A 25,267-nucleotide genomic window follows, 5' to 3' on the forward strand; every position below is an offset into this window, starting at 1 on the left:
TTCCTAAAGGGTTGTGGTTTCCGGGGCCCAGTCCTCGGGGAGGGCGGGGGATGCCGGGGCGGAGCTTACGACGTTCACGAAGGTGCCGGAGCCAATGGATTCGGAAATGGAAACCATGCTGTCCAGTACGTGGTAGGCCAGGTCGCCGGTGGCGCGGTGCGGGACGCCGGCGCGGATGGATCGGGCCATGTCCAGGACGCCCATGCCACGGCCGTTCGCGGGGCCGGTTGCCGGGATGGTGGTCCAGTCCTCGTCTCCGGCGCGCCACAGCTTGATGTCGCCATCGAAGAAATTTGGATCGGGCAGTGAGATGGTGGCCTCGGTGCCGGTGATCTCAACGAAGCCCATCCGTGCCCGGGGGGACTCGAAGGAGAAGACGCTGTGGGAGGACGCGCCGCTTTCGAACTGCGCCATCGCTGAAACGTGCGTCGGCACCACGACGGTGAATTCCTCGCCGGCCTTGGGACCGGAGCCAATGATCCGGACGTCTTTGGCCTTGGAACCGACGGCGGCCACCTTGCGGATGGAGCCAAACGCCTGGATCAGGGTGGTGAGGTAGTACGGGCCCATGTCGAACAGCGGGCCGGCGCCGTGCTGGAAGAGGAACGCTGGGTTCGGGTGCCATGATTCGGGGCCGGGGGTCTGGAACGTGGTCATCGCCGTCAACGGCGTGCCAATGTCGCCACCCTGGATCAGGCGCAGGGCCGTCTGCAGCCCGGCACCGAGGAACGTGTCCGGGGCGCAGCCGAGGCGGATTCCTGCTGCGTCCGCGGTCTTGAGCAGGCCGAGGCCTGATTCGCGGTCCAGGCTGAAGGGCTTTTCGGTCCAGACATGCTTGCCGGCGTTCACGGCAGCGGTGGCAACCTCGACGTGGGCCGCCGGGATGGTGAGGTTGACGATGATTTCCACGTCCGGGTGGTTCAGTGCCTTGTCCACACCGCCCCACTCCGGAATGCCGTATTCCCTGGCCCGCGCCTCCGCGGCCTCCTCAAAGAGGTCGGCAATGACGTGGACCTTGAGATCGGGGAACACGGTGAGGTTGTCCAGGTACTGCTTGCTGATGTTGCCGGCACCGATGACTCCGACGCCCACCGGGCCCTTGCGGGCCGACGGCGCCGATGCGGGGGTGCTCATGCCTTGACTCCTTCGCCCGCTGCCGTCAGGAACGAAAGGCTCTCGTTGATGCCTTCGAAGATGTCACGGGAGTAGTCGTCGAATTCCACCACGCCTACCTCCAGCGACTTCGCGGCAGCGATGACGTCCAGGACTGCCACCTTGCCCTGGCCTGCCGGTACCTGTGCCTTGGTATCCGTGGTCAACGGGCCGTCCTTGATATGGATGAGCTTCACCCGGCTACCCAGCTTGGTAAGGATGTCCACCGGGTCCTGGCCACCGACGGCCACCCAGTACGTGTCCACCTCCAGGACCAGCTCCGGATCCAGCAGGCCTTCGAAATACTCCAGCGCGGTGCGGCCCTCAACCATCGACTCCAGCTCCCACTGATGGTTGTGGTAGCCCACCCGGATGCCGTATTCAGCACCTTTTTTCGCTGCCGTGTTGAGCCCGGCGGCCGTGGCCTGGATATCTTCGGCGGACTGCCAGCGGTCTGCGGGGATAAAGGGTTCGATCACCGTTGCAATACCGAGTTCCCTGGCAGCGGCGAAAATTTCATCCTGGTCCTGGCTCAGCAGGGGTGCATGGCCGGAAGGCGCGGTAAGGCCGTTTTCCCTCAGCGCGGCGCCGAGTTCTTCGGCTGTCGCCACGAAGTCGTAGGGCTCCACCTGGGTGAAGCCGATTTCCGCCACCTTCCTGATGGTACCGGCAAGGTCTTCCTGAATTTCGTTGCGCAGGGTGTAGAGCTGAATCGAGTAGGACATGGTTCTCCAGGCTTCTTCGGCATGCGGTCGCAATGTCCCGCCATGGCATTTCGTGCTACTGCAAAACTAGGAGTACTTTTACCGAACGTCAAGCAAAAGTTGAGCGCGTGACAGAAATAAGTGGGCGTGCTATCAATTTCGTATGACCAATACCGCGGCCGGGCGAGCCACCCACCCCGACATCCAGGGGCTGCAGGGGCGCGCCGGGGATCTTTTCCAGCTCTTGCGTGACGGCCGGGCCCGGACCCGCGCTGAGCTTGCCCTTACCACCGGGCTGGCCCGTTCCACCGTTGCCTCCCGCATCGACGCGCTGATCGGTTCAGGCCTGGTGGGCCCGGCGGGGGAGGCAAGCTCCAGCGGCGGAAGGCCGCCGTCGCGCTTTGCGTTCAACCCCGCCGCACGCGTTGTGCTGGCCGTGGACGTTGGAGCGACCCACGCAGTGGTGGCGGTCACCGACCTTGCCGCCGGCATCCTGGCAGAACGCAGGGTGGAGCAGGAAGTCGCTGATGGTGCTGAGGCCGTTCTTGACCGAATCATTGCCCTCGGGCTCGAGCTGCTTGCGGAAGCGGGCCGCGGCCTGGGGGACCTTGCCGGAACGGGCATTGGCCTGCCCGGCCCCGTCGAACATGACACCGGCAGGCCGGTCAAGCCGCCCATCATGCCCGGCTGGGACGGTTTCAACGTAGTCGAGTACGTCCAGCGCTCGCTGCCCGTCCCCGTCCTGGTGGACAACGACGTTAACATCATGGCACTGGGTGAACGCACGGCCCACTGGCCGGAGCACGACAACTTCCTTTTCATCAAGGTTGCCACCGGGGTAGGGGCAGGCATCATCAGCAGCGGCCAGCTGCAGCGCGGCGCCAATGGCACCGCAGGCGACCTGGGCCATGTGCGCGTCCCGCGCGGTGACAACGTCCTGTGCCGCTGCGGCAACTACGGCTGCCTTGAGGCGCTCGCTTCCGGACCCGCCGTCGCCCGCCAGCTCCAGGAGCTAGGCCTGGATGCGGCAACGGGAGCCGACGTGCTTCGGCTGGTGCGCGCGGGCAGCACGCAGGCCGTACAGGCTCTGCGCCAGGCCGGGCGCGACGTTGGCGATGTCCTGGCCACCGTGGTCAACCTGCTCAACCCGTCCATGATCGTGATCGGCGGCAGCGTCGGGGAGGCGGGGGAACACCTGGTGGCCGGGATCCGTGAAGTGGTGTACCGGCGCTCCCTGCCATTGGCCACCGCCCACCTGCGCATCGGCATCTCGATGGCCGGTTCCCGCGCCGCAATCCTCGGCGCCAGCCAGATGGTTACCCAGCACGTGCTGTCACCGGACGTCGTCGAGGCGGGGCTTGCGGGGAGCGCTGTGGCCGGCTGAGCCCGGGCAGAAAAAATCCGGCCCTGGTGAGGTGATCACCAGGGCCGGAAGTTTGGCGCTACTTCGTAACGGTTTCCCTACCGGGGCTTCCCCCGGGGCAGGAGCCTGAGTCAGGGCACGTTTCGCCGCATTCGTGCCGTGTCACGAGGTCGAACTGGACGCCGTTGTGTTGCTCGACTCCCGTGCGGATGGCCCGTTCCACCACGTTGTCGGCCAGCCGGCGACGCAAGGAGAGCGGGTCGCGGCGGAGGTCCTTGAGGAGAGCGAAACAGAGCAACAACATAACGATTACGAAGGGCAGGGCCGCCACAATAGTGATGCGTTGAAGTCCTGACAGTGCCGCGGCGGGTTCATCACCTCCGGCCAGGAGCATGACGGAAGCCACCGCGCCGGTGAGCAGGCCCCAGAAGATGACCAGGCGCCGGGATGGGTCATTGGCGCCGTTGGAGCTCAACGAAGCTATCACGATAGAGGCCGAGTCGGCACTGGTGACGAAGAAGTTTGCAATGAGGACCATGGCCAGCACTATGACGGCGGTGACTGCCCAACCCGGCATGCCCAGGTTCTTGATCACATCGAAGAGTGCTCCGTCGAAACTAATGGACGGGGCTCCGTCCACCATGGTAACCAGGCCCGGCGTGCCTGCCTTATCGGCCTCGCGCTGGATGTCGAAAGCTGCCCCGCCGAAGATGCTGAACCAGATGACGGTGACGACGCTGGGAACCAGCAGCACGCCCGTGACGAACTGGCGGATGGTGCGGCCGCGGCTGATGCGGGCAATGAACAGTCCTACAAACGGCGTCCAGGAGATCCACCATGCCCAGTAGAAGATGGTCCAGCTGGACATCCAGCTGCGCAGGGCCTCATCGCCTACGGCCTCCGTGCGGGACGACATTTCCGCGAGGTCGCGGGTGTAGTCACCGACGGCCGAAGGGATCAGGTTGAGGATGAACAGGGTGGGACCTGCGACGAAGACGATCAAGGCCAGGGTGGCGGCCAGGATCATGTTGATGTTCGAGAGCCATTGGATGCCGCGGCTGATGCCCGAAACGGCGGAGGCGACGAAGCCGCATGTCAGGATTGCGATGATCACCACGAGTACCGGGGTGCCAATTTCTCCAAGCCAGCCGTTCGAGGTCAGGCCGTTGCCGATCTGCATTGCGCCCAGGCCCAGTGAAGCCGCAGTTCCGAAGAGGGTGGCCAAGATGGCCAGGATGTTGATGAATTTTCCGATAGGTCCTTCTACCCTCTTGATGCCGAAGAGCGAGGTGAAGGCTGCGGAGATGAGCTGCCTGCGGCCCAGGCGGAAGCTTCCGTAGGCCATGGCGATGCCCACTACTGCGTACATCGCCCAAGGGTGCAGGGCCCAGTGGAAGATCGAGGTGGCCATAGCCGTTTGGATGGCCTCGGGGGTCCTTCCGTCCACCGTCCCCGGTGGTGGGGAGACGAAGTGGTAGAGGGGTTCGGCCACGCCGTAGAACATCAGCCCGATGCCCATGCCAGCGGCAAAGAGCATCGCGATCCAGGATACCGTCCGGAATTCCGGCTTCTCGCCGTCCTTGCCCAGCGGGATGTTGCCGAACTTGCCGAGGGCAAGCCACAGGACAAAGACCACAAAGATCGAAGCCGTGATCATGAAAAGCCACCCGGTGTACTCCATGACCCAGTTGAGGGCCCCGGTGGAGGTCGCGGCGAGGTTATCCTTTCCGACGAAGCCCCAGACCACAAAGGCGATGGCGAAGACGCCCGTGATCCCGAAGGTGACTTTGTCAAGGATGTGTCTGCGGTTACGGCGTTCGGAGACGGCCTGCTCCGTTTTGCCCTGGCGCAGCTCCTCCAGGATCTGCTCGTATTCTTCTGTCTCGGGGAGAACAGTTGTTTCGGTTTCTTGAAGTGTGCTTCCCGTGCTTTCGGGGTCCGGGCGTGCAGGAGCATCCAGCGGGTCGTTGTCCGCGGGACGTTCGTTCGGTTTGGGGGACGTTATTTCACTGTTGATTGCCATGAGCGGGTCCTTTACTCGGCGAGTCATGGGCGTGCGTTTAAGCATGGCCTTGCGGCATTGATCCGGGCAGTTTGGGGGCCTGGCCCGGTTCGATGACCATGACGTTGCCGTCGGTGGCGAAAATTTCGCCGTTTCCGTATGGAAGACGGCCACAGGCGGAGCTGTGGCCAGTCAGAGTGCCTCCCCGCGCGGTGTTCTTACCGAACGGGCAGGGCTTGTGCATGGTGCACCTCTTTAGGTTCAAGGTTCTTGTTCACAGGGAGGGGCCCGGGAGCCCCTGGGGCGGTGTTCCGCAAGAGTCAACAGAACTCGCGCTAGGCAACAGAGTGAACTACGCCACAGTCAAAGTCAAGGTTTCTCCACATCCTCCGTAACCCTTGACAGTGGAAGTGTCATGGGTCACGCTGTTGCATATCGCGATTCATGTTGCGTAAGAAGCGATCCGGAAGGAAATTATGCAGACGCTTGCGATCGTGGGAGCCTCCCTGGCCGGCCTTTCAGCCGCCCGGGCGGCACGCGCTCAAGGCTTCGCCGGACGGCTGGTCATCATTGGCGATGAACAGCACCGTCCCTACGACAGGCCCCCTCTCTCCAAGGACTTCCTCTTGGGCACTATTACGTCCGAGGACCTGTTCCTGGAAACGGCTGACGACGGGCTCCAGGCGGAATGGATCCTTGGCGTTGCCGCCGTGGGCCTCGACGCCGCCAGCCGGACTATAAAGCTTTCAGATGGGCAATCGGTGGCCGCTGACGGAGTCGTCATCGCCACCGGTGCCCGTTGCCGCCAGCTTCCCGCACTGGCCGGCCTGGACAATGTCTCCAACCTCCGCACCATTGCCGACGCCGAACGCCTGGCACCGCGGCTGGTTGCCGGGGACCGCATGGTCATCATCGGGGCAGGCTTCATCGGAGCAGAGGTTGCCTCCGCCGCCGCAGCACGCGGCATGGATGTCACCATGATCAACAACAACCCGCTCCCCTTCACGGCCCAGCTGGGACCGGACATGGGCGCAACGGTGGCCAGGCTGCACACCGCCAACGGCGTCAATCTCGTCTGCGGGACGGCGATCGAGTCCATCGACACGTCGGAAAGCTCGGTCACCGGGCTCCGGCTGGCTGATGGACGCTACCTTCCCGCCGATGTCATGGTGGTGGGAATCGGTGCCGAACCCAACGTGGAGTGGCTGGAAGGCTCCGGGGTTGAGCTCCGCGACGGCGTACTGTGCGACTCCATGGGACGCACAAACATCCCGGGCATCGTCGCAGTCGGAGACTGCGCTGCCTGGTTCGAGGTTGGCACGGGCAAGCACCGCCGGGTTGAGCACTGGACCGGCGCCCTGGAACGCTCGGCCCTCGCCGTCCAGGCGCTGCTGGACGACGATGCCCCGCAGCAGCCGCTGAAGCCGCCTTACTTCTGGTCTGACCAGCACGGGGTGAAAATCCAGTTCGCGGGCCATTCCGCCGGGTACGACCGGCTTGAGATAGAAGCCGGCAACCCGGAGGAGCACAGCTTCCTTGCCGTCTACTACCTAAGCGATACCCCGGTGGCAGTGCTTGGCATGAACCAGCCCAGGCTCTTCACCAAGTGGCGCCGCAGCATCGGGACACCCGTTGCCCGGCCGGCTCCTGCACCGCTTGCGGTTTCGGCAGCATCCTAGCTCCCACTAAGTCAGGTTCCGTACAGAACCTTTTGCCCTGACTTGTCATACAGGGGGCCATGCCCCCCACCCATTTTTGGCTTTACCAAGCTTCCACACGCAATTTTTTGCCGTGTGTCCTGAGGAGGAACATTGACCACAGAAGTGACCACCCCGAGTTTGATTCCTACGTTGTCGGGTTTGACGTATGTGGATGAGGCGGTGTTCCGTGCGGAGCAGGAGCGGATTTTTGAGCAGATGTGGTTCTGTGCCATCCGTTCTGCGGATCTGGACAAGGCCGGTGCGTGGAAAACGGTTCAGATCGGCCGGGAGTCGGTGTTGATCAGCCGTACCCGCAAGGGCGCTATCCGCGCTTTTTACAATGTCTGCCGGCACCGTGGTGTGAAGCTGTGCATGGAGGAGCAGGGCGAAGCTGCCCGTTCGTTCCAGTGCCCGTACCACGCCTGGACGTATGACTTTGAGGGCAAGCTCATCGCCGCGCCGAACCTGACCAAGATGCCGGACATCGACCGGGACGAGTACGGCCTGGTGAAGGTCCACGTCCGCGAGTACCTGGGTTATGTGTGGGTGTGTTTGGCTGATGAGCCGCCGTCGTTCGAAGAGGACGTCATGGGCGCCATCGAGGAGCGCCTGGGTGACCTGAAGGCGATCGAGGGCTACGACGTGGCGAACCTGGCCCTGGGCCGGCGGATCAGGTACGACGTGAAGGCGAACTGGAAGCTCATCATTGAGAACTTCATGGAGTGTTACCACTGTGCCACCATCCACCCGGAACTGACCGAGGTGCTGCCGGAGTTCGCCGACGGGCTGGCCGCGCAGTACTTTGTGGGCCACGGTGCGGAGTTCGGTGAGGACGTCAAGGGCTTCACCGTGGACGGCTCCGAGGGCCTGGACGTGATTCCCGGGGTGGGCGAGGACCAGGACCGTCGCTACTACGCGATCACCATCAAGCCCACCGTGTTCGTGAACCTGGTCCCGGATCATGTGATCATCCACCGGATGTTCCCGCTGGCCGCTGACCACACCATCGTCGAATGCGACTGGCTCTACCTGCCCTCGGTGGTCGAGTCCGGCAAGGACGTCTCGGCGTCCGTGGAGCTGTTCCACCGGGTGAACATGCAGGACTTCGACGCGTGCGAGCGCTGCCAGCCCGGCATGGCCTCCAAGACCTACGCCAAGGGCGGCGTGCTGGTCCCCAGCGAGCACCACATCGGCGCGTTCCACGACTGGATCCAGGAAAAAGTCGGCGACGTGCAGCACTCAGGGGACGTCCGCATGGGCATCACCGCGGACACCCCGCCGCTGATCGAACGGGCCCAAACCCTCGAACGCAACGAAGCCCACACAGCCCCGGCCTCCTAAAACCCCGCAACAAAACAAGCACAACCAAACATAGTGATGGCCCCGGACCAAGGTCCGGGGCCATCACTATGTTGCAGCCTTGAGCGTTAGTCAGGCGGGAAGCTGGAGGGTGTCGTTTTCCTGGCGTGCCGCATTGCGGGGGCGCCCTACCCGGTCCCGGCCCGCGTAGACGTTGAGGCTGTGTCCCCGGCTGAATCCCACCAGGGTCACTCCCATTTCTTCAGCGAGGTCGGCGGCCAGGCTTGATGGAGCACTGACGGCGGCCAGGACCGGGATCCCTGCCAGGGCGGCTTTCTGGACGAGCTCGAAAGAGGCCCGGCCGGACACCTGCAGTACCGTGCCCCGCAGTGGCAGCAGCCCCTGCCGCAGTGCCCAGCCCACCACCTTATCGACGGCGTTGTGGCGGCCTACGTCCTCCCGCACGCACAGCAGTTCCGGTTCGTCGCCGTCCACCCTGAACAGGCCAGCCGCATGGACGCCTCCCGTCTTGTCGAAGACGGCCTGGGCTTCGCGCAGCCTCTCCGGCAATTCGGCCAGGACGTCGACGGGTATCCGCAGCCCGTCCTGGGAGGGGTCGAAGTGAAGGGTCTTGCGGACGGCGTCGATGGACTCGGTCCCGCAGATGCCACAGGAACTGGATGTGTAGACGTGCCGCATGGTGTCCGGCATGGGCACGTCCGGCGCCAACTGGGCGTCAACCACGTTGAAGGTCTGGACGTCGCCATTCCTTCCGGCGCAGAAGCGCAGGGAGACCAGCTCCGACTGGTGGCGGATGACGCCCTCGGAGACGAGGAATCCGGCCACCAGGTCGAAGTCATCCCCGGGAGTCCTCATGGTGACGGAAAAGGAGCGGCCGGAAAGCCTGATCTCGAGCGGTTCCTCAGCGGCCAGGACGTCTTCCTTGAACCGGACGGGGTGTTCGGTGGCGGACCCATCCAAACGGAACCGGTGGATCTTCCGGCGCTGGGTCATGCGTGCCATGGTGTGTGCTCCCGCCTGTTCCTGGATTCGGTGGTTTCAGTTGGCTGCGTCCACGGAAGCGGGAGAACGGGAACAGGTTCGCCTGAGTCCACGCCGGCCGGCGGGACGGCCATAACGCCGTCGGCCCACGCCAGGCCGCGCATCATGCCGGGACCCGTGTGCTGGACCGGAAAGGCCAGCCCGGAAAGGAACCTGCAGGGGATCAACCGCGTGCGTCCCCCGTCAGGGCCGATGTCGCTTCCGGAGAGGACATGGTGCAACGGAGGCAGCTGCCGGCCTTCAAGGGCCGCCAGCAGCGGCGCGGCGATGGTCAGGAGCGCCATCATGGCTGCCAGCGGATTCCCCGGCAACCCGACGACGAAGCGGCCATCAGGGAGTCCGGCCAGCACAGCGGGGTGGCCGGGGCGCATGGCGATCCCGTCCAGCAGCAGTTCGCCGCCCAGGGCGGCTATGGCCGCACGGAAGTGGTCGGTGCCGGACCGGCCGGTGCCACCTGTTGTGATGATGACCTCGGCGCGTTCACCGGTCGCCTCGGCAGGGCCATTGAGGGCGGAAAGCCATTCGCTGAAGGAGTCGCCGATCCTAACGGGGCTGAGGGGAGTGCCTCCGAGCAGTGAAACAACCGTACCCAGTTGCGGGCCAAAGGTGTCCCTGACCTGTCCAGGTGCGGGAAGGCCTTGTGTCACCACTTCGCCGCCAGTGAGTACGACGGCGACTGTGGGCCGGGCGCGGACCTGTACTTCGTCGTGGCCCGCTACAGCTGCCAGGGCTATGTGCCCCGGGTTGAGGACGGTGCCGACGGGCAGGAGTACCTCGCCCGCCCCGGCCTCTTCGCCTGCGGGGCGTATGTGCTGGCCGGGGTGTGGCTCGCCTTGGCGTGCGTCGGGGCCAAGTGTGAGAACGGCATTGCCCGCTCCGTCCGTGGCCACTTGGCCGCTTTCCCTGCGCAGGATGGCAGCGGCACCGGCCGGTACCAGGCCTCCGGTCGCAATGACCCTCGCATGGTTCGGCGGCAGGGCCCCGGGGGGCGGTAGGGGCTGTCCGGTATTGGGAAGGAGCCAGGGGCCTGGACCGTTCACCGCCCAGCCATCCATTGCGGACGAAGCATAGTGTGGAAGGTCCTGCAGTGCGGTGACAGCGCGGGTCAGGACGCGGCCCGCGGCATCGCCCAGCGGGAGGGACACCGCCGGGAGCGGCCCCGCGCAGTCGAAGGCCAGCTGGCGGGCTTCAGCCCACGTTGGAGACGCGCCGTGCACGCCCGGTGCGCAGGAAGCGGATGCACCGGGTAGGAGTTCTTCGGTGAACATCGATGTTCCTTGTCATGTCGAAAGCGCTCGGTCCCCGGCGGGAAGCAGGTGGTCCCGTTTCCGAAAGTGGTGCTTCGATGAGGAATACCTCCCCAGGTTTTAGGCCCATCGAAGCACCATTCACGGAAACGGGACCAGAAAGTCGTTATGGTTAGTTCCGCGCAGGTCCACCTGCCCTGATATTTCATTCAAATACGAAAGATATATCAGTTATATTAGTGAGTTGGGACACCTTTGTCCAGCTTTTCCGGAGCCGGAATGGGAACTGCCGGAACCCGCTCCAGCAGGCCGGGCAGCCCCGAAAAATCGTTGAAAGTGTAGATGTGGAAGCCGGCGAAGAGTGGGTGGCCCCCGAGCTTTCGGTGTACCTTCCCGGCAAGTCCAGCGCTGTCATACTGCAGCAGGTGCTGCCGGTTCCACAGCGCCCTGGCCATTCCGGTTCCATGGGCCAGTTTGATGGAGCGGCCCACTCCGAGCCGCGCTGCCATCGCAACCAGCTTCCCGGTCGAAACGGGTCCGGGGATCCCGACCCATACGGGCAGATGCGGCCCGCTGTGGACCAGGCCGTCGAGGTAGCGGGTGATGTCGTCAGCTGAGAAGCACATCTGCGTGACCAGGGAAGAAGCCAGCGGCGCCTTGGAGTCCAGGCTCGCTTTCAACCCGCCTGCAGTGATCCCCGGATGTCCTTCCGGGTAACCGGCGATACCGATCGTGAGAAGTGGGGAGAACGCTTTTACGGCGTCCAGGAGCTGCCCGCTCCAGGCGTACGGTCCTTCGGGTGTCCGGCGGTCGCCGGCAACAATAAACAGCTCTGATACTCCGGCCTCGAGCAGTTGCCGCAGGAAGCCGTGCAGCTCTTCCTCGCTGCCAATACTCCGCGCAGCGACGTGCGGCACCACGCTGTACCCCAGACGTGCCAGCCGGACGGAGGCAGCGACCGTCCGTGCCGGGCCATGGTGGGGAAGGCACGTGACGCTGACGGAACCGGGGGCCGGGTAAACCTTTGGGAGCTGGTCCAGCAGGCTTGCCGACGGGACAACTTCCAGCCTCACCCGTACACCCGGTTCCGCGTCCATTGCTTCCTTACCCGGCGGTTTCCATGACCTGTGCAGCCAACATGGGCGAAGGAGACTGGTTCCGCGCCGCTTCCACCGTGTGGAGCAGCAGCAGCGCCGTGGTGACGGACCCGACTCCGCCGGGGACCGGAGTCAGTGCAGCCGCGACGCCGCGTACGCTGGCCTCGTCCACATCGCCCACCAGGGAACCGTCGGGGAGGACGTTCGTGCCGACGTCGACCACTACGGTCTTGCCGGAAACATCGCTGCCGGTCAGCAGGCCGGTGCGTCCGGCGGCGACCACCACCACGTCCGCCTCCCTGGTGTATTTCCCGAGTGGTCCTGACCTGGAATGGCAGACTGTGACGGCAGCGTCCCGTGCCAGCAGCAGGAGGGACAGCGGCTTCCCCACAACGGCGGAACGGCCAACCACGACGACGTTCCGGCCCGCCACCGGGATGTCGTAGTGGTCGAGGATTTCGACGACGGCCCGGGCGGTGGCAGGTGGGAACGCGGGCTGCCCCACGGCCAGCCGTCCAAGGCTCAGCGGATTGGCGCCGTCGATGTCCTTTTCAGGGGCGATGAGGCCCACCAGCGCATCGGCCCGGACATCCGCCGGAAGGGGAGTCTGCAGGATGATGCCGTTCACAGACGGCTCTGCGCTCAGGTCCCGCAGCACACTGGCCAGCACCTGCTCTGTGGCGTCATGGCCCAGGTCAATGATCCGGCAGTCAATGCCGGCACGTTCCGCTGCGCGTTCGATGGAGCGGACGTACCAGAGCGTTGATTCGTCGTCTGTAGCCATGACGACGGCGAGCACGGGACGCAGGCTGTCCTGTTCGAGACTCCTGGCCTCATCCTGGGTCTTCTCCCGGATGATCCCGGCAAGTGTCTTTCCCGAAAGCGTTGCAGTGCTCAACGGAGGATCCTTTCACGTACGCGTGCCACCAGGGAATCGGCGGCGAGGACAATCTTGTCCTCAAGGCCGTCCGTCTGATTCGACAGGAGCAACCGTGTCCCGGGGTCCTTGATGGCCACTACGTTGATGTCGATATTGACGCGTGCGGTGGTTGCGGCCGCGCGGGCGGCATCGGCGGCGGCGGCGACGTCACTGATGACGTTGGCATTTGCCACCTCAAACAGCTCTGTGGCGAGTTCCACCACAGCGCCGGCAACTTCGATGAGTTGTGCCGGTGTCTGTGCCGCCTGGACGAGGGCCGCATCAATGGTCTGGGCCCGGGTGGCCTTGAGCTCCTCTGTGGTGGAGGGGAGCTTGTAAGCGTCAATGACGCCCTGGAAGGCCTGCTCGTCCGCGTCGGCCAGGCGCAGCGCCTCACTGACGAGCCCGTCGGAGGCCTCCGTGATCCGCTGCACCAGTGCCGCGTGCTGCTCATATTTGCCGCCCGTGGTGTACCGCGCCACCATGGCCACCAGGGCGGCGCCCTGCGCGGCGTGCAGGGCGCCAGCGGCACCGCCGCCCGGGGTGGGCTGACGGGACGCGAGCCGGGTGAGGTAGCTGTGGATTGTCTCTGCGCTGATCATGGCTTAGCCGCGGAGCCGGGTCATGGTGGGGTCGTACAGCGGATCCTGGGTGACTGTGGCCTGAATGCGCCGTCCGAAGTACTCGATCTCAACCGAGTCGCCCACGGACACTGCGCTGGGCAGGTAGGCGTAGGCGATCGGCTTGGCCACGGTGTAGCCATAAGCGGCGCTGGTGACGTAGCCAACTGCCTGGTCCTTGTAGAAGACAGGTTCCTTGCCCAGCACGATGCTGCGCCCGTCGTCGACCGTCAGGCAGCGAAGGCGGCGGGTGGAGTTCTCCTCGGTGCGGCCTTCCAGCGCTGCCTTGCCGACGAAGTTTTCCTTGGTCATCTTCACGGCGAACCCGACTCCGGCTTCCAGCGGGTCGTGCTCGGTGGTCATGTCGGTGCCCCACGAGCGGTAGCCCTTTTCCAGGCGCAGCGAGCTGAACGCGGCGCGGCCGGCAGCGATCACGCCGAAGGGCTGGCCTGCCTTCCACAGCGCATCCCACAGCCGCTGGCCGTTGTCTGCGCTGGTGTAGAGCTCCCAGCCCAGTTCACCGACGTAGGACAGGCGCATGGCGGTGACCGGAACTCCGCCGATGACTACCTTCTTGGCGCGGAAGTAGCGGAGGCCATCGTTGGAGAAGTCGTCGCTGCTGACGGTGCTGATGAGGTCCCGGGCGAGGGGGCCCCAGAGTCCGATGCAGCAGGTGCCGCCGGTGGTGTCGCGGACCTGGACCCAGTCGCTGGCTGTTCCGTTTTCCGTCTGGTGGCGTGCGGCCCGCTCGAAGTAGGCGGTGTCGATGTTTCCGTTGGCGCCGAGCTGGAACGTGTCTTCGCTCAGGCGGGCAACGGTGATATCGCTTCGGATTCCGCCGGCGTGGTCCAGCACGAGGGTGTAGGTGACTGCCCCCGGCTTTTTGGTCATGTCGGCGGTAGTCAGCTCCTGCAGCAGCTTCATGGCTCCGGGACCGGAGACCTCAAGGCGCTTGAGCGGGGTCATGTCGTACATGGCCACCGCGGTGCGGGTCTTCCAGGCTTCGGCGGCGGCGATGGGTGAGCTGAACATCCCGGACCAGGCGTCACGTGCCGGCGGCTGCCATTCGTCAGGCATCTCCTTGAGCAGTTCGGCGTTGGCTTCGAACCAGTAGGGGCGCTCCCATCCGCCGCCCTCCAGGAAGTAGCCGCCCAGTTGCTTGTGGCGGGCGTGGAACGGGCTGACGCGCAGGTTCCGTGGCGAGAGCTTCGGCTGCAGCGGGTGCAGGACGTCGTAGATTTCCACGAAGTTCTGCTGGGAGGTTTCGCTGACGTACTCGGGGGTCAGCTGGACCTCTTCGAAGCGGTGGATGTCGCATTCTCCAAGGTCGATCTGCGACTTGCCGGTGGTCAGGAGTTCCGCGACAGCGCGGGCGATGCCGGCCGAGTGGGTGACCCACACGGCTTCGGCGACGAAGAAGCCATCAAGCTCCTTGGACTCACCCACCAGGGCGCCGCCGTCCGGAGTGAAGGAGAAGATGCCGTTGAAGCCATCCTCGATGTCGCTCTCGCGCAGGGCCGGCAGCAGCTGCTTGGTTGCTTCCCATGCCGGGAGGAAGTCCTCCAGGGTGAAGTCGAGGCGGGAGGGCATGTTGTGTTCAGTGATGGTGCTGGGGTCGTAGGATCCGAGTTCATCAAGGTCCACGGGCATGGGACGGTGTGCGTAGGAACCGATGCCGTAGCGGTCACCGTGCTCGCGGTAGTAGAGGTCCTGGTCCTGGTGCCGCAGGATCGGCAGGGCAGCGTCGTTGGGCAGTTCGTTCTTGCCCTTCTGGGCCGGCACCGGAGTGGTTTTGACGTACTGGTGGGCCAGCGGGAGGATCGGGACCGACATTCCGATCATCTCGCCGATCTTGGCGCCCCAGAAACCACCGCAGGAGACCACGATGTCGGCAGGAATGGTGCCTTCGGAGGTCTGGACGCCGGCGACCCTGCGGCCGGACTGTTCGATGCCGGTCACCGTGGTGTTGCCCAGGTACTTGACCCCTGCGGCTTCCGTCCGCTTGATCAGCAGCTGGACTGCGCGGGCAGCGCGGGCCAGGCCGTCGCTGGGAACGTGGAGCCCGCCAAGGATGTCTTCCTCGTTCAGGAGCGGGTAGAGCTCCTTGCACTCGGCGCGGGAAAGGATCTTCCCCTCGATACCCCACGCGGCGGCATAGCCGAGCTTCCGCTTCAGGTCCGCGAGGCGGGTCTCGGTGGTGGCAACTTCCAATCCGCCCACCTGGTTGAAACAGCTGACGCCGTCCTCTTCGAGGGACAACAGCTTTTCCACCGTGTACTTGGCGAAGAGCGCCATGGACTTTGAGGGGTTGGTCTGGAAGACAAGGCCGGGTGCGTGGGACGTGGATCCACCGGGCATGTTGAGGGGGCCCTGGTCCAGGACGGTGATGTTGTTCCAACCCTTGGCGACGAGTTCGTCTGCCAGGTTCGTGCCGACGATTCCGGCTCCGATGATGACTATGCGGGGCGACGGTTCCATATGGTTTCTCCTGCTGGTTTCAGTGTCTGTCGTTGCTGGTGGTGCGGGTCCGGCTAACGGAACACCACGGTGCTGGTCTGGTCCAGCAGGACCCTGTGCTGGCAGTGCCACCGCACGGCACGGGACAGGGCGAGTGCTTCGGCGTCCTGTCCAATCGTGGACAGTGTTGTCGGGCCGTAGGTGTGGTCCACCCTGATGACTTCCTGCTCGATGATGGGTCCCTCATCAAGGTCTGCGGTGACGTAGTGGGCCGTCGCGCCAACCAGCTTGACGCCGCGGTCGTAGGCCTGGTGGTAGGGGCGTGCACCCTTGAAGCCGGGGAGGAAGGAGTGGTGGATGTTGATGGCGCGCCCCTCCAGGGCCCGGCAAAGGTCGTTGGAAAGCACCTGCATGTACCGGGCCAGGACCACCAGGTCGACGTTGTACTCCTCCACGAGCTCCAGCAGCCGGCGCTCGGCGTCGGCCTTGGTGTCCGGAGTCACCGGGATGTAGATGAACGGCAGGCCCGCGGCTTCGGCCATGGCCCGGTGGGTCTCATGGTTGGAAACCACCGCGACCAGGTCGCCGCCCAGGCTGCCGCCCCGCCAGCGGAAGATGAGGTCGTTCAGGCAGTGGCCGAACTTGGACACCATCACCAGGACGCGCTGTTGGGTCTGGTCGTGGAAGCTGAACTTCATGTCGAAGCGGTCGGCGATGGGACGGAACTGTTCTTCAAGCATGTCCGGGGTATAGGCCGGGGAACCGGAGAACGCCGTGCGCAGGTGCAGGGTCTCCCGGAGGCCGTCGTCGAACTGCTGGTGCTCGTCGATGTTGAAGCCCCGCTCGAACAGGAAGGTGGTCACGGCCTGCACGATTCCGGCGCGTTCGCCGCACGACAGTGTGAGCACGAACTTCTGCGCCTGCTCCTGCACCGGTGCCGCCAGTGCGGCAGTTGATGACTCTGTTTCGATAAGGGTCATGTCCCCTCCTCCTTTTTAGATATATTCAAATGTTGGGAACTGATATATTAGGTTGATGATCAGCGTATACTGGTCGCAGAGTGAGGTCAATAGTTCATTTCCGGCCCGGGGAAGGGGTCCTAGCGTGGCATTTGAAACTTTGGCAGTCGCGGATGATGTCAGTCGGAAGTCCCTGGCGGATGTTGCCTACGAAAGCATCCGGGACCGGCTCCTCATGCTGGAAATCAAGCCCGGTGAACTCCTCAACGATGACGTCCTTGCCAAATCGCTCGGTGTCGGCCGTACCCCCGTCCGCGAAGCCCTTAAGCGGCTCGAACTGGACCGCCTGGTGGTTACCTATCCCCGCCGCGGTACCTTCGCCACCCGGGTGGACGTCACGGATCTTTCATTCATTTCGGAAATCCGCGCCCAGCTTGAGCCCCTGGCGGCCGCCCGGGCAGCGCGGATAGCTACCCAGGGTGTCCGGGAACAGTTGCGGGCCATCCTCAGTGACGTCGAGGTGTTTGATGCCGCCGCCGCCTCCGTAACCGAAACCCTGAGGCTGGACGCCCGCGTGCACCAGGGGATCTACGCTGCGGCCGCCAACCCCCACCTCGAGGACATCCTGATCCGCTACGACAACCTGGCCACCAGGATCTGGTGCATGGTCATTGACCGCCTTCCGGACCTGTCCCGCCACGTCCACGAACACCTGGACTTGCTCCGCGCGGTCATTGATGGTGACGAGGACAAAGCCGCTGAGCTCGCGCGGGTTCATGTGAGCGGCTTCGAACACGCGGTCCGCGAGGCACTCTTCAGCGCGTAGGCCACTCACGGCTCCGGTTTCTTTTCCGAAGCGCGTTGACACCCGGTGTGACCTGCAACATACTTGGATCCCCTATTGATATATCAATGAAATATCAGCTTGTTTAGGGCCAAGGATTGCGGCACCCCTGTGCCAGGTGATGGAGGAAAACGTGAACCCAGGCGCACGCACGGAGTCAGCCTCCGTGGGAAGCACCACAAGGCCGGCAAAGCGCCCGGCCCGCAGGAAAGGCGGGCGTGGAGTCCGCGCCGACTGGGCACGGCTGACCGGACATACCGTCGAGGTGTGGCTGCTGGATGAGCATGTCACCACCGGCGTGGTTGACCAGGCGGCCGAGGACGATTCCGTTTTGTGGATAGCGGGCGAAGGCATCAGCACCCGCAGGTTGTTCGACAAGTCCACTGGCTACCAGGTGTGGGTCTAAAGCAGATTCCCGCCCGTTGGCGTGCCCCCTGCCGCCACTTCATCTCAGGCCATGGCTGTGCGCCAGGGCGATGGCTTCGGTCCGGGAAGCCACCTGGAGTTTCCTGAACAGGTTGCGGACATGGAACTTGACGGTGTTCTCGCTGATGTTGAGCGCGGATGCGATGTTTCGATTGCGCTGGCCGGCCGCCAGAAGCTGAAGCACTTCCAGTTCCCGGGCGGCGAGGTTCCAGGCTGAAACATCGCCGGGCGCGGCCGGTGGATCCAGGGGGAGGGTAACGGAAATGTCGGCTCCCCAGCCCGGCATGAGGTCGATTTCCATACGCCCGTCCAAGGCCTGGACCCTGCGGTCGAGCCTGCCGATGTTGGGAGCATCGGCAGAGAGCCCGCCCTTGCCATCGTCCCGGACATTGATGAGCAGGTTTTCGCCGTCACAGTCCCATTGCGTGCGGACCCGGCGGACCTCCGGCTGTTCCATCATCGCCAGCAGCAGGCCGCGCACCACGGCCCTCGCCGCAATTGCTACCTCCCCAGGCAGCGCCCTGCCGTTCAGCGGGGGTTCGATGAATTGGACGTCGATGCCGCTGAACCTGGTGAGGGGCCGCAAGTCCTCCCGCAGCCGTTGAAATGCCGTGGCCACCGGCTCCTCGATCAGTTCTGCAGTCCGGTCGTTGTGCGTTCGCAGCTCCACGAGTGCTTTGGCCGCGACGTCCGTTACGGTTGCGCGTGCCGCTGGGTCATCGAGGGATGGTGACCTCAAGGCGGCGAGCAATGTTTCCAGGGTTGTTGAATGCAGGTCGACGAGCTCGCTTGTCACCCTGAGCCGTTCCGCCGATGCCGCACGGGATTCCAGCAGGTAGGAGGGCGGGGCGTCCTTGACCTTTTCCTGGATCCGGCGCGCGGCCAGCTCCCACAGGTAGGGCACCAGCTCCAGGTTGCGGGATTGCTGAACTCCGGCTTCAGGCGCATCGGGGTAGGTGATGACCAAAAGGGCCTTGCTGGGCTGGTAAGTCAGCGCATGGATGTGCCGGCTGCGGCCTGCGATCTGGGCTTCTCCAGACCAGGGCCCGGCACTACTCAGCGAGGCCCGGAGCTGCTGCAGTTCGGCGATGGACACCCGGTCAATGACATCAGCGTCGCCGGCTTTCTTTTGCGGACGCCCTGTGCACTCTTCGGTGAAGATCACCAGTGCGTCGCCCCCGGTGTAAGGATGTATGGCCTCCCGCAGCAGCTCGGCGATTGCGGAGAGCGGGGCATCCGCAATCCGGGAAATGGCGCGAAGCAGGGGCCATGGCAGCGCGTCTTTGGGGACTGCCGCAACGGACCCAATGGATGGTGCACTCTCACTCATCCGGTCATCCTACTGGACAGACGCGGGGGCTACCTACCCAAAAGGGTGGCCAGAACCATCCCGATTTAGCGTATCGCCTACCCCGCAAGCACAGGAGTATTGATTGCAGGCCAATCCTAAGGAGGAAACGTGGAATCAACCGTTCTGACGGCACCCGCCGTTGAAGCAACCGGGGAAGCCATCGCCGGCAATATCTCCCTGGTTCTGACGGAGATCGCAGACACGTCCGGCAACATCAGCCCGCTGCAGTTGGATGATGCTGCCGCGGAATTGGGCCGGGCCAGCCGGGTGTTCGTCGCAGGCGCCGGACGCAGCGGCCTGGTGCTGAGGATGGCCGCAATGAGGCTGATGCACCTTGGCCTGGTGGTGCACGTGGCAGGGGATACCACCACGCCTGCCATCCGCGAAGGCGACCTTCTCCTGGTCGCATCAGGCTCGGGCACCACCTCCGGGGTGGTGAAGGCAGCCGAGACGGCCTCAAAGGCCCAGGCGAGGATCGTTGCCTTTACTGCCAACCCAGGTTCTCCGCTGGCAGGCCTGGCTGACGCCGTCGTGGTGCTGCCGGCCCAGCAGAAGACCGACCACGGATCCGGCGTCTCCCGCCAGTACTCCGGAAGCCTTTTCGAGCAGGTGCTGTTCGTGGCCACGGAAGCGCTGTTCCACTCCCTGTGGGACACGGCAGATGTGCCGGCCGAACAGCTGTGGCTGCGGCACGCCAACCTCGAATAGACCTCGCTCCTTTCCCTTCAGAAATCCCTTAAAGAAAGCAGAAACACAATGAAACTTCAGGTTGCCATGGACTTGCTCACGATCGAGGATGCCCTCGAGCTCGCAGGCAAAGTCGCCGAACACGTTGACATCATCGAACTGGGTACGCCCCTCATCAAGGCCGCCGGCCTGGGCGCTGTCACAGCAGTCAAGGAAGCCCACCCGGACAAGATCGTCTTCGCCGACATGAAGACCATGGATGCAGGCGAGCTGGAAGCCGACATTGCCTTCAAAGCCGGAGCAGACCTCGTCTCTGTGCTTGGAAGCGCCGACGACTCCACCATCGCCGGAGCCGTCAAGGCTGCAAAGGCACACAACAAGGGCATCGTCGTGGACCTCATCGGAGTTCCCAACAAGGTTGCCCGTGCCAAGGAAGCCCGCGCCCTCGGTGCCAAGTTCGTCGAAATGCACGCCGGTCTGGATGAGCAGGCACAGCCGGGCTTCGACCTGAACGGACTGCTCCGCTCCGGCGAAGAGGCCCAGGTTCCCTTCTCCGTGGCCGGCGGGGTCAACATCTCCACCATCGCCGCCGTGCAGCAGGCAGGCGCAGAGGTGGCCGTAGCCGGTGGTGCCATCTACGGTGCTGCCGATCCTGCAGTGGCCGCCAAGGAACTCAAGGCCGCGATCAGCTAATCCCTGCCTCGGCCAAACGGCGGTCCCACCCGGCAAGGGTGGGGCCGCTGTTCCGTCAAAAGCCCATGTACTTGCTCAAGCACCACATTCCTACAGCGTCGTAGAAAAGGACACGTCAATGGCTGGAACAACGTTATTGACCCGGCCCCCGCGGGGCGGTAATCCGTTGCGGGATCCGCGTGACCGCCGTTTGAACCGGATTGCGGGTCCGTCGTCGTTGGTGCTCTTTGGGGTGACCGGTGATTTGGCGCGGAAGAAGTTGATGCCGGCGGTGTATGACCTGGCGAATCGTGGGTTGTTGCCGCCGAGTTTCGCGTTGGTGGGGTTCGGGCGCCGGGGGTGGAGTGATGAGGATTTCGCTGCTGAGGTGAAGGCTTCGGTGCAGGCGTATGCGCGGACGGCTTTTGATGAGGCGGTGTGGAACCAGCTCTCGGAGGGGATCCGTTTTGTCCGGGGTGAGTTCGACGACGACGGGGCGTTTGAGCGGCTTGGCGAGACGATCAAGGAACTCGATGATGTCCGTGGCACCCGCGGGAACCACGCGTTCTACCTCTCGATTCCGCCGAAGGCGTTTGAGCAGGTCTGCCGGCAGTTGTCCAAGCACGGCCTGGCGCAGGCCGAGGGTGAGAAGTGGCGCCGGGTGGTGATTGAGAAGCCGTTCGGGCATGACCTGGCCTCGGCCCGGCAGTTGAACGATATTGTCGAATCGGTGTTCCCGGCCGATGCGGTGTTCCGGATTGACCATTACCTGGGCAAGGAGACGGTGCAGAACATCCTGGCTTTGCGGTTCGCGAACCAGTTGTTTGAGCCGTTGTGGAACGCGAACTATGTGGACCATGTCCAGATCACGATGGCTGAGGATATCGGTACCGGTGGCCGGGCAGGGTATTACGACGGTGTGGGCGCGGCGCGGGATGTGATCCAGAATCACCTGCTGCAGCTGCTGGCGCTGACCGCGATGGAGGAACCTATTTCGTTCAACGCCGATGATTTGCGGGCGGAGAAGGAAAAGGTCCTCGCGGCGGTGAAGCTGCCGGAGGATTTGTCCACGCATTCGGCGCGGGGGCAGTTCACCGGCGGCTGGCAGGGTGGGGAGCAGGTCCAGGGTTACCTGGAGGAAGAGGGCATCCCGGCCGATTCGACCACCGAGACGTTCGCGGCGGTCCGGGTCGATATCCATACCCGCCGCTGGTCCGGGGTCCCGTTCTACTTGCGCGCGGGCAAGCGGCTGGGCAGGCGGGTGACGGAGATCGCGGTGGTGTTCAAACGTGCCCCGAACCTGCTGTTCCGGGATCACAGTGATGATGACTTCGGGCAGAACGCGGTGGTGATCCGGGTCCAGCCCGATGAGGGTGTGACGATCCGGTTCGGGTCCAAGGTCCCGGGCACGCAGATGGAAGTCCGGGACGTGACGATGGACTTCGGCTACGGGCACTCGTTCACCGAGTCCTCCCCGGAGGCGTATGAGCGGTTGATCCTGGACGTGCTGCTGGGTGAGCCGCCGCTGTTCCCGCGGCATGAGGAAGTGGAGCTGTCCTGGAAGATCCTTGACCCGTTCGAGGACTACTGGGCGTCCCTGGACGAACAGCCCGAACCCTACGCCCCGGGATCCTGGGGCCCGGCCTCCGCTGATGAGCTGCTGGCCCGTGACGGACGAACCTGGAGAAGGCCATGATTGTAGATTTGCCGGACACCACCACCTCCAAGGTCTCCAAGAAGATCATGGCCCTGCGCGACCAGGGCGGGGTGATCGCCCTGGGCCGGGTCCTGACCCTGGTGGTGGTCACCAAATCCGGGCTTGAGGAAGAAGCGATCGAGGCCGCGAACGAGGCCAGCCGGGAACACCCCTGCCGGATCATCGTCCTGGCCGACGCGGGCAAGGACAACGCGGACCGGCTCGACGCCCAGATCCGGGTCGGCGGGGACGCCGGCGCCTCGGAGGTGATCGTGCTGCGCGGCTACGGCCAGCTGGCGCACGAGTCCGAGTCCCTGGTCGCGGCGCTGCTGCTCCCGGACGCCCCGATCGTGGCCTGGTGGCCGCACGGCGCCCCGGAAAACGCCTGCGAAACATCCATCGGACGGATCGCGCACCGCCGGATCACCGATTCGGCCAACGAACCGGACCCCCAGGCGGCCCTGGAAAACATCCGCGCCACCTACAAAGCCGGCGACACCGACCTCGCCTGGACCCGCCTGACCAACTGGCGGATCCAGCTCGCCGCCGCCCTTGACCAAGCCAGCTCGGGTTCGGTGCTTGCTGCCGAAGTCGAAGGAGCCCCGGATTCCCCAAGCCCCCTGCTGATGGCTGCCTGGCTGAACCTGGCTCTTGACGTGCCCGTGAGGATCGTCCCGGGCCCGGCCGGAACAGGGCTTCGCCGCGTCCGCCTCACACTTCCCGACGGCGACATCCAGCTCCTCCGCCCCGGACACACGGTCACCGAACTGACCCAGCCCGGCCAACCCGCTCAACGCATCTCCCTCCCACGCCCGAACCTCCGCGACTGCCTCGCCGAAGAACTCCGCCGCCTCGACCCCGACCACGTTTTCGGTGATGTCATCGCTGCTTTGGCGGCTCGAGGTCATGCACGCCAGGAGGCGTTGCCGTCCAACGGTCGGGAGGAGATTCCGGGCGTTCGTGAGGCATGCCTCACTACGGCATAGGCTTTCCGGGCGAAGGCGCCTGCCAAAGGGCCCGGGGTTCACACCATTGTGGCTGGGGGACGTATTCTTAGAAGAAGGTTTTGCAGTAGGCCGCAGCGCTTCAAACAAGGCGTGGAGTATGGCCGCTGAACCCTCGGGGCAGGTTGGCTGGGGACCCCTTCCAATGTCACCGGAGCCGGTTTTCGACAGCAAGGACGTCGAGACCTACCTCTGGGAGGTCACCCGTGACTTCATGACGGACATCAAGGGTGAGCGCCGCGGCATCAGTTGGGCGGCCACCCTCTTCCGACTGGGTAAGGCCCATACCCTCGCCGCAAGCACCGAGCAGGCCCGCGAGGCGGACCGGGAACAGTGTTCCTTCGCCGACGGCCCCGTCGTGGAGGCGCTCCGCACCGGCGAATTTGTTATCCTCTCCGATCTCAGCCGGGACCGGCGCTGGCCGGGCTACTCCAGCGCGGCAGCGGGCCATGGCGTCCAGTCACTGCTGTCTGCGCCAATCGTCTCTGAAGGCGGAGCAAGCGCCGCAATCAACCTCTACGCAGCCGAACCACACACCTTCACCAGCGATGACCTCGTTCGGAGCCGGAGCTATGTGCAGCAGGTGGCCCGTGCACTGCGCGTTGTGGTGCGGGTTGCCGCGCGGGCGGAGGCGACGGCGGGAATCGCCGTCGTGCAAAGCTCGCTCGTGCTGGTGGACCTCGCGGTGCGCAGCCTGATGAACGAATACAACCTCAGCCGGGAGGGGGCCCTTCGGTTCCTGCAGACACAGGCACTGCACCACGAGCTGGACCTGCGGGACGCGGCCTTGAACGTTGTCGTGCCCGGAGCGGCCGGCATGGACCGGCCTGGAATGGAACGGCCGGGAATGGAGCGGCCCGCGGGGGAGGCTTCTGCGGCGCAGCAGGAAGTCTCCGACGGCGTGGCGGACTGGCGCGTGCCGGCGCCGGCAGGGCTGGACCATCCGACGCAGACCGATGCCATCCGGGAGGAGGCCGCGGACCAGGTTCCGGAGCAGGGGCACCGGTCCCGTGCAAGCCGTCCCCGTGCAGGCCATCCCCGTGCGGGCAGGAGGACGGCATGACAACGGAAAAGCACTACCTCCAGTCCGGCGCCGGGAGCACCGGCGACGTGCGGCATCCCTGGCACCGCTTCGTGGCGATCGGCGACTCCTATACCGAAGGCGTGGGCGACCCCGAACCGCGCAGCCTGGGCGGCCTCCGGGGCTGGGCTGACCGGGTGGCGGAGGAACTGAGCGACGGCAGCCGGATTTTGCGTACGCCAACCTCGCCGTGCGGGGCATGCTCCTGGGCCAGATCCTGGACCGCCAGCTGGCTCCCGGGCTGGCCCTGAAACCGGATCTGATCGCCATGTCCGGCGGCGGAAACGACGTGGTTTTCCGGCGCAGCGATCCGGACAAGCTCGCCGAAAAGATGGATGACGCAGTGGGTGCAGCGGCCGATACCGGTGCCACCGTCCTTCTTTTCGCGGGCCCTGACTGGGGTAATACCCCTGTGTTCAGCCAGATCCGCGGAAGAATCGCCATCTACAACGAGCACCTCCATACGATCGGCCTGCGGCACCAAGCCATCATGGTTGACCTCTGGTGCCTGCCGGAGCTCCAGGATGCCAGGATGTGGGACCGGGACCGGCTCCACCTGTCGCCGCTAGGCCATCAGGCCGTAGCGGTTGCCACCCTCGATGCGCTGGGAGTGCCCCACGCCTTGAAACCCTTGCAGCCCCGGCCCGTTCCGGCGCAGGGCTGGACCCAGGCGAGGACTGATGACTTCATCTGGGCCCGGCAATACCTGTTCCCCTGGGTGCTCCGGCGTCTGCGCCCGCGGCCCCCTGGTGACGCCCTGGCAGCAAAGCGTCCTCAGCCGGGGCCCATCTTTGGCCTTGGCCGCCCGGGACCGTTTCCTTCCGGTCACCCGGCGGGTAGGAGCGCCGTGAAGGGCCGGACGCCGGGGACGGAATCGGACGAGGTGGCCTGAGTGGGTTGGTGCCTGGCCGGGGCCCGTCGTCTG

Annotated in this window: 21 protein-coding genes and 1 pseudogene; 11 read left to right on the top strand and 11 right to left on the bottom strand. The window is 64.8% G+C overall.

Annotated features, from left to right (window positions below; genetic code table 11):
* Positions 1-3: 3 nt before the first annotated feature.
* Together NXY83_RS01870 and NXY83_RS01875 are read right to left on the bottom strand one after the other, a co-directional pair.
* Complete coding sequence (locus NXY83_RS01870) at positions 4-1,134, bottom strand: Gfo/Idh/MocA family protein (RefSeq protein WP_258804428.1); 1,131 nt, start codon at positions 1,132-1,134, stop codon at positions 4-6.
* A complete protein-coding gene (locus NXY83_RS01875; protein WP_258804429.1) occupies positions 1,131-1,877 on the bottom strand; it encodes a sugar phosphate isomerase/epimerase family protein in 747 nt (248 codons plus the stop codon). Before NXY83_RS01875 ends, NXY83_RS01870 begins: the two co-directional genes overlap by 4 nt.
* Before the next feature lie 142 nt (positions 1,878-2,019).
* Between NXY83_RS01875 and NXY83_RS01880 the strand changes: the two genes are divergently transcribed.
* Positions 2,020-3,240: an ROK family transcriptional regulator gene (locus NXY83_RS01880; RefSeq protein WP_258804430.1), complete on the top strand. Its 1,221-nt coding sequence runs from the start codon at positions 2,020-2,022 to the stop codon at positions 3,238-3,240.
* 58 nt (positions 3,241-3,298) lie between these two features.
* Here the strand turns inward: NXY83_RS01880 and NXY83_RS01885 are convergent, their stop codons facing one another.
* Positions 3,299-5,242, bottom strand: a complete 1,944-nt coding sequence (locus NXY83_RS01885) for a BCCT family transporter (protein WP_258804431.1) — start codon at positions 5,240-5,242, stop codon at positions 3,299-3,301.
* A 455-nt stretch (positions 5,243-5,697) separates the two neighbouring features.
* On the opposite strand from NXY83_RS01885, the gene NXY83_RS01890 reads away from it, so the two are divergent.
* Both NXY83_RS01890 and NXY83_RS01895 read left to right on the top strand, forming a co-directional pair.
* Positions 5,698-6,900, top strand: a complete 1,203-nt coding sequence (locus tag NXY83_RS01890) for an NAD(P)/FAD-dependent oxidoreductase (RefSeq protein WP_258804432.1) — start codon at positions 5,698-5,700, stop codon at positions 6,898-6,900.
* A 132-nt stretch (positions 6,901-7,032) separates the two neighbouring features.
* Positions 7,033-8,262 carry an aromatic ring-hydroxylating oxygenase subunit alpha gene (locus NXY83_RS01895; RefSeq protein ID WP_258804433.1) on the top strand — a complete coding sequence of 410 codons (1,230 nt, stop codon included), beginning with the start codon at positions 7,033-7,035 and terminating at the stop codon, positions 8,260-8,262.
* A gap of 90 nt (positions 8,263-8,352) precedes the next feature.
* Here NXY83_RS01895 and fdhD read toward each other — a convergent pair whose 3' ends face one another.
* From fdhD to purU, 7 genes are all read right to left on the bottom strand, one after another.
* Positions 8,353-9,243, bottom strand: a complete 891-nt coding sequence (gene fdhD, locus NXY83_RS01900) for a formate dehydrogenase accessory sulfurtransferase FdhD (protein ID WP_258804434.1) — start codon at positions 9,241-9,243, stop codon at positions 8,353-8,355.
* Complete coding sequence (locus NXY83_RS01905; RefSeq protein ID WP_258804435.1) at positions 9,231-10,550, bottom strand: molybdopterin molybdotransferase MoeA; 1,320 nt, start codon at positions 10,548-10,550, stop codon at positions 9,231-9,233. The genes fdhD and NXY83_RS01905 overlap by 13 nt, the downstream gene beginning before the upstream one ends.
* A 215-nt stretch (positions 10,551-10,765) precedes the next feature.
* Positions 10,766-11,626 carry a methylenetetrahydrofolate reductase gene (locus NXY83_RS01910; protein ID WP_258804436.1) on the bottom strand — a complete coding sequence of 287 codons (861 nt, stop codon included), beginning with the start codon at positions 11,624-11,626 and terminating at the stop codon, positions 10,766-10,768.
* Between the two features lie 7 nt (positions 11,627-11,633).
* Positions 11,634-12,524: a bifunctional 5,10-methylenetetrahydrofolate dehydrogenase/5,10-methenyltetrahydrofolate cyclohydrolase gene (locus tag NXY83_RS01915; RefSeq protein ID WP_258804437.1), complete on the bottom strand. Its 891-nt coding sequence runs from the start codon at positions 12,522-12,524 to the stop codon at positions 11,634-11,636.
* Positions 12,521-13,147: a cyclodeaminase/cyclohydrolase family protein gene (locus tag NXY83_RS01920; RefSeq protein WP_258804438.1), complete on the bottom strand. Its 627-nt coding sequence runs from the start codon at positions 13,145-13,147 to the stop codon at positions 12,521-12,523. The genes NXY83_RS01915 and NXY83_RS01920 overlap by 4 nt, the downstream gene beginning before the upstream one ends.
* Before the next feature lie 3 nt (positions 13,148-13,150).
* A complete protein-coding gene (locus NXY83_RS01925; RefSeq protein WP_258804439.1) occupies positions 13,151-15,643 on the bottom strand; it encodes a GcvT family protein in 2,493 nt (830 codons plus the stop codon).
* Between the two features lie 53 nt (positions 15,644-15,696).
* Positions 15,697-16,602, bottom strand: coding sequence for a formyltetrahydrofolate deformylase (gene purU / locus NXY83_RS01930; protein ID WP_258804440.1), 906 nt, complete (start codon positions 16,600-16,602; stop codon positions 15,697-15,699).
* A 124-nt stretch (positions 16,603-16,726) separates the two neighbouring features.
* Between purU and NXY83_RS01935 the strand changes: the two genes are divergently transcribed.
* Together NXY83_RS01935 and NXY83_RS01940 are read left to right on the top strand one after the other, a co-directional pair.
* Positions 16,727-17,407, top strand: coding sequence for a GntR family transcriptional regulator (locus tag NXY83_RS01935; RefSeq protein WP_258804441.1), 681 nt, complete (start codon positions 16,727-16,729; stop codon positions 17,405-17,407).
* A gap of 151 nt (positions 17,408-17,558) precedes the next feature.
* On the top strand, positions 17,559-17,831 hold the full coding sequence (locus NXY83_RS01940; RefSeq protein ID WP_258804442.1) for a hypothetical protein: 273 nt from the start codon (positions 17,559-17,561) through the stop codon (positions 17,829-17,831).
* A 39-nt stretch (positions 17,832-17,870) separates the two neighbouring features.
* Here NXY83_RS01940 and NXY83_RS01945 read toward each other — a convergent pair whose 3' ends face one another.
* Positions 17,871-19,181 (bottom strand): helix-turn-helix transcriptional regulator, encoded by a 1,311-nt coding sequence (locus NXY83_RS01945; RefSeq protein WP_258804443.1) that lies wholly within the window; start codon positions 19,179-19,181, stop codon positions 17,871-17,873.
* Between the two features lie 129 nt (positions 19,182-19,310).
* On the opposite strand from NXY83_RS01945, the gene hxlB reads away from it, so the two are divergent.
* The 6 genes and pseudogenes from hxlB (at position 19,311) to NXY83_RS01975 (ending at position 25,234) form a co-directional block, all read left to right on the top strand.
* Entirely contained in the window at positions 19,311-19,910 is a 600-nt protein-coding gene (hxlB, locus tag NXY83_RS01950; RefSeq protein ID WP_258804444.1) for a 6-phospho-3-hexuloisomerase, read from the top strand.
* A gap of 48 nt (positions 19,911-19,958) precedes the next feature.
* Positions 19,959-20,582, top strand: a complete 624-nt coding sequence (gene hxlA, locus NXY83_RS01955; protein WP_258804445.1) for a 3-hexulose-6-phosphate synthase — start codon at positions 19,959-19,961, stop codon at positions 20,580-20,582.
* A gap of 118 nt (positions 20,583-20,700) precedes the next feature.
* A complete protein-coding gene (gene zwf / locus NXY83_RS01960; protein ID WP_258804446.1) occupies positions 20,701-22,257 on the top strand; it encodes a glucose-6-phosphate dehydrogenase in 1,557 nt (518 codons plus the stop codon).
* The gene (locus tag NXY83_RS01965) at positions 22,254-23,243 is read left to right on the top strand and encodes a glucose-6-phosphate dehydrogenase assembly protein OpcA (protein ID WP_258804447.1); all 990 of its coding nucleotides are present in this window, start codon (positions 22,254-22,256) and stop codon (positions 23,241-23,243) included. Before zwf ends, NXY83_RS01965 begins: the two co-directional genes overlap by 4 nt.
* Before the next feature lie 118 nt (positions 23,244-23,361).
* On the top strand, positions 23,362-24,324 hold the full coding sequence (locus NXY83_RS01970) for a GAF domain-containing protein (protein WP_258804448.1): 963 nt from the start codon (positions 23,362-23,364) through the stop codon (positions 24,322-24,324).
* A pseudogene (locus tag NXY83_RS01975) lies at positions 24,321-25,234 on the top strand (SGNH/GDSL hydrolase family protein). Before NXY83_RS01970 ends, NXY83_RS01975 begins: the two are co-directional and overlap by 4 nt.
* Positions 25,235-25,267: the final 33 nt, after the last annotated feature.

The sequence above is a fragment of the Pseudarthrobacter sp. NS4 genome, from assembly GCF_024758005.1.
Lineage (GTDB): Bacteria > Actinomycetota > Actinomycetes > Actinomycetales > Micrococcaceae > Arthrobacter.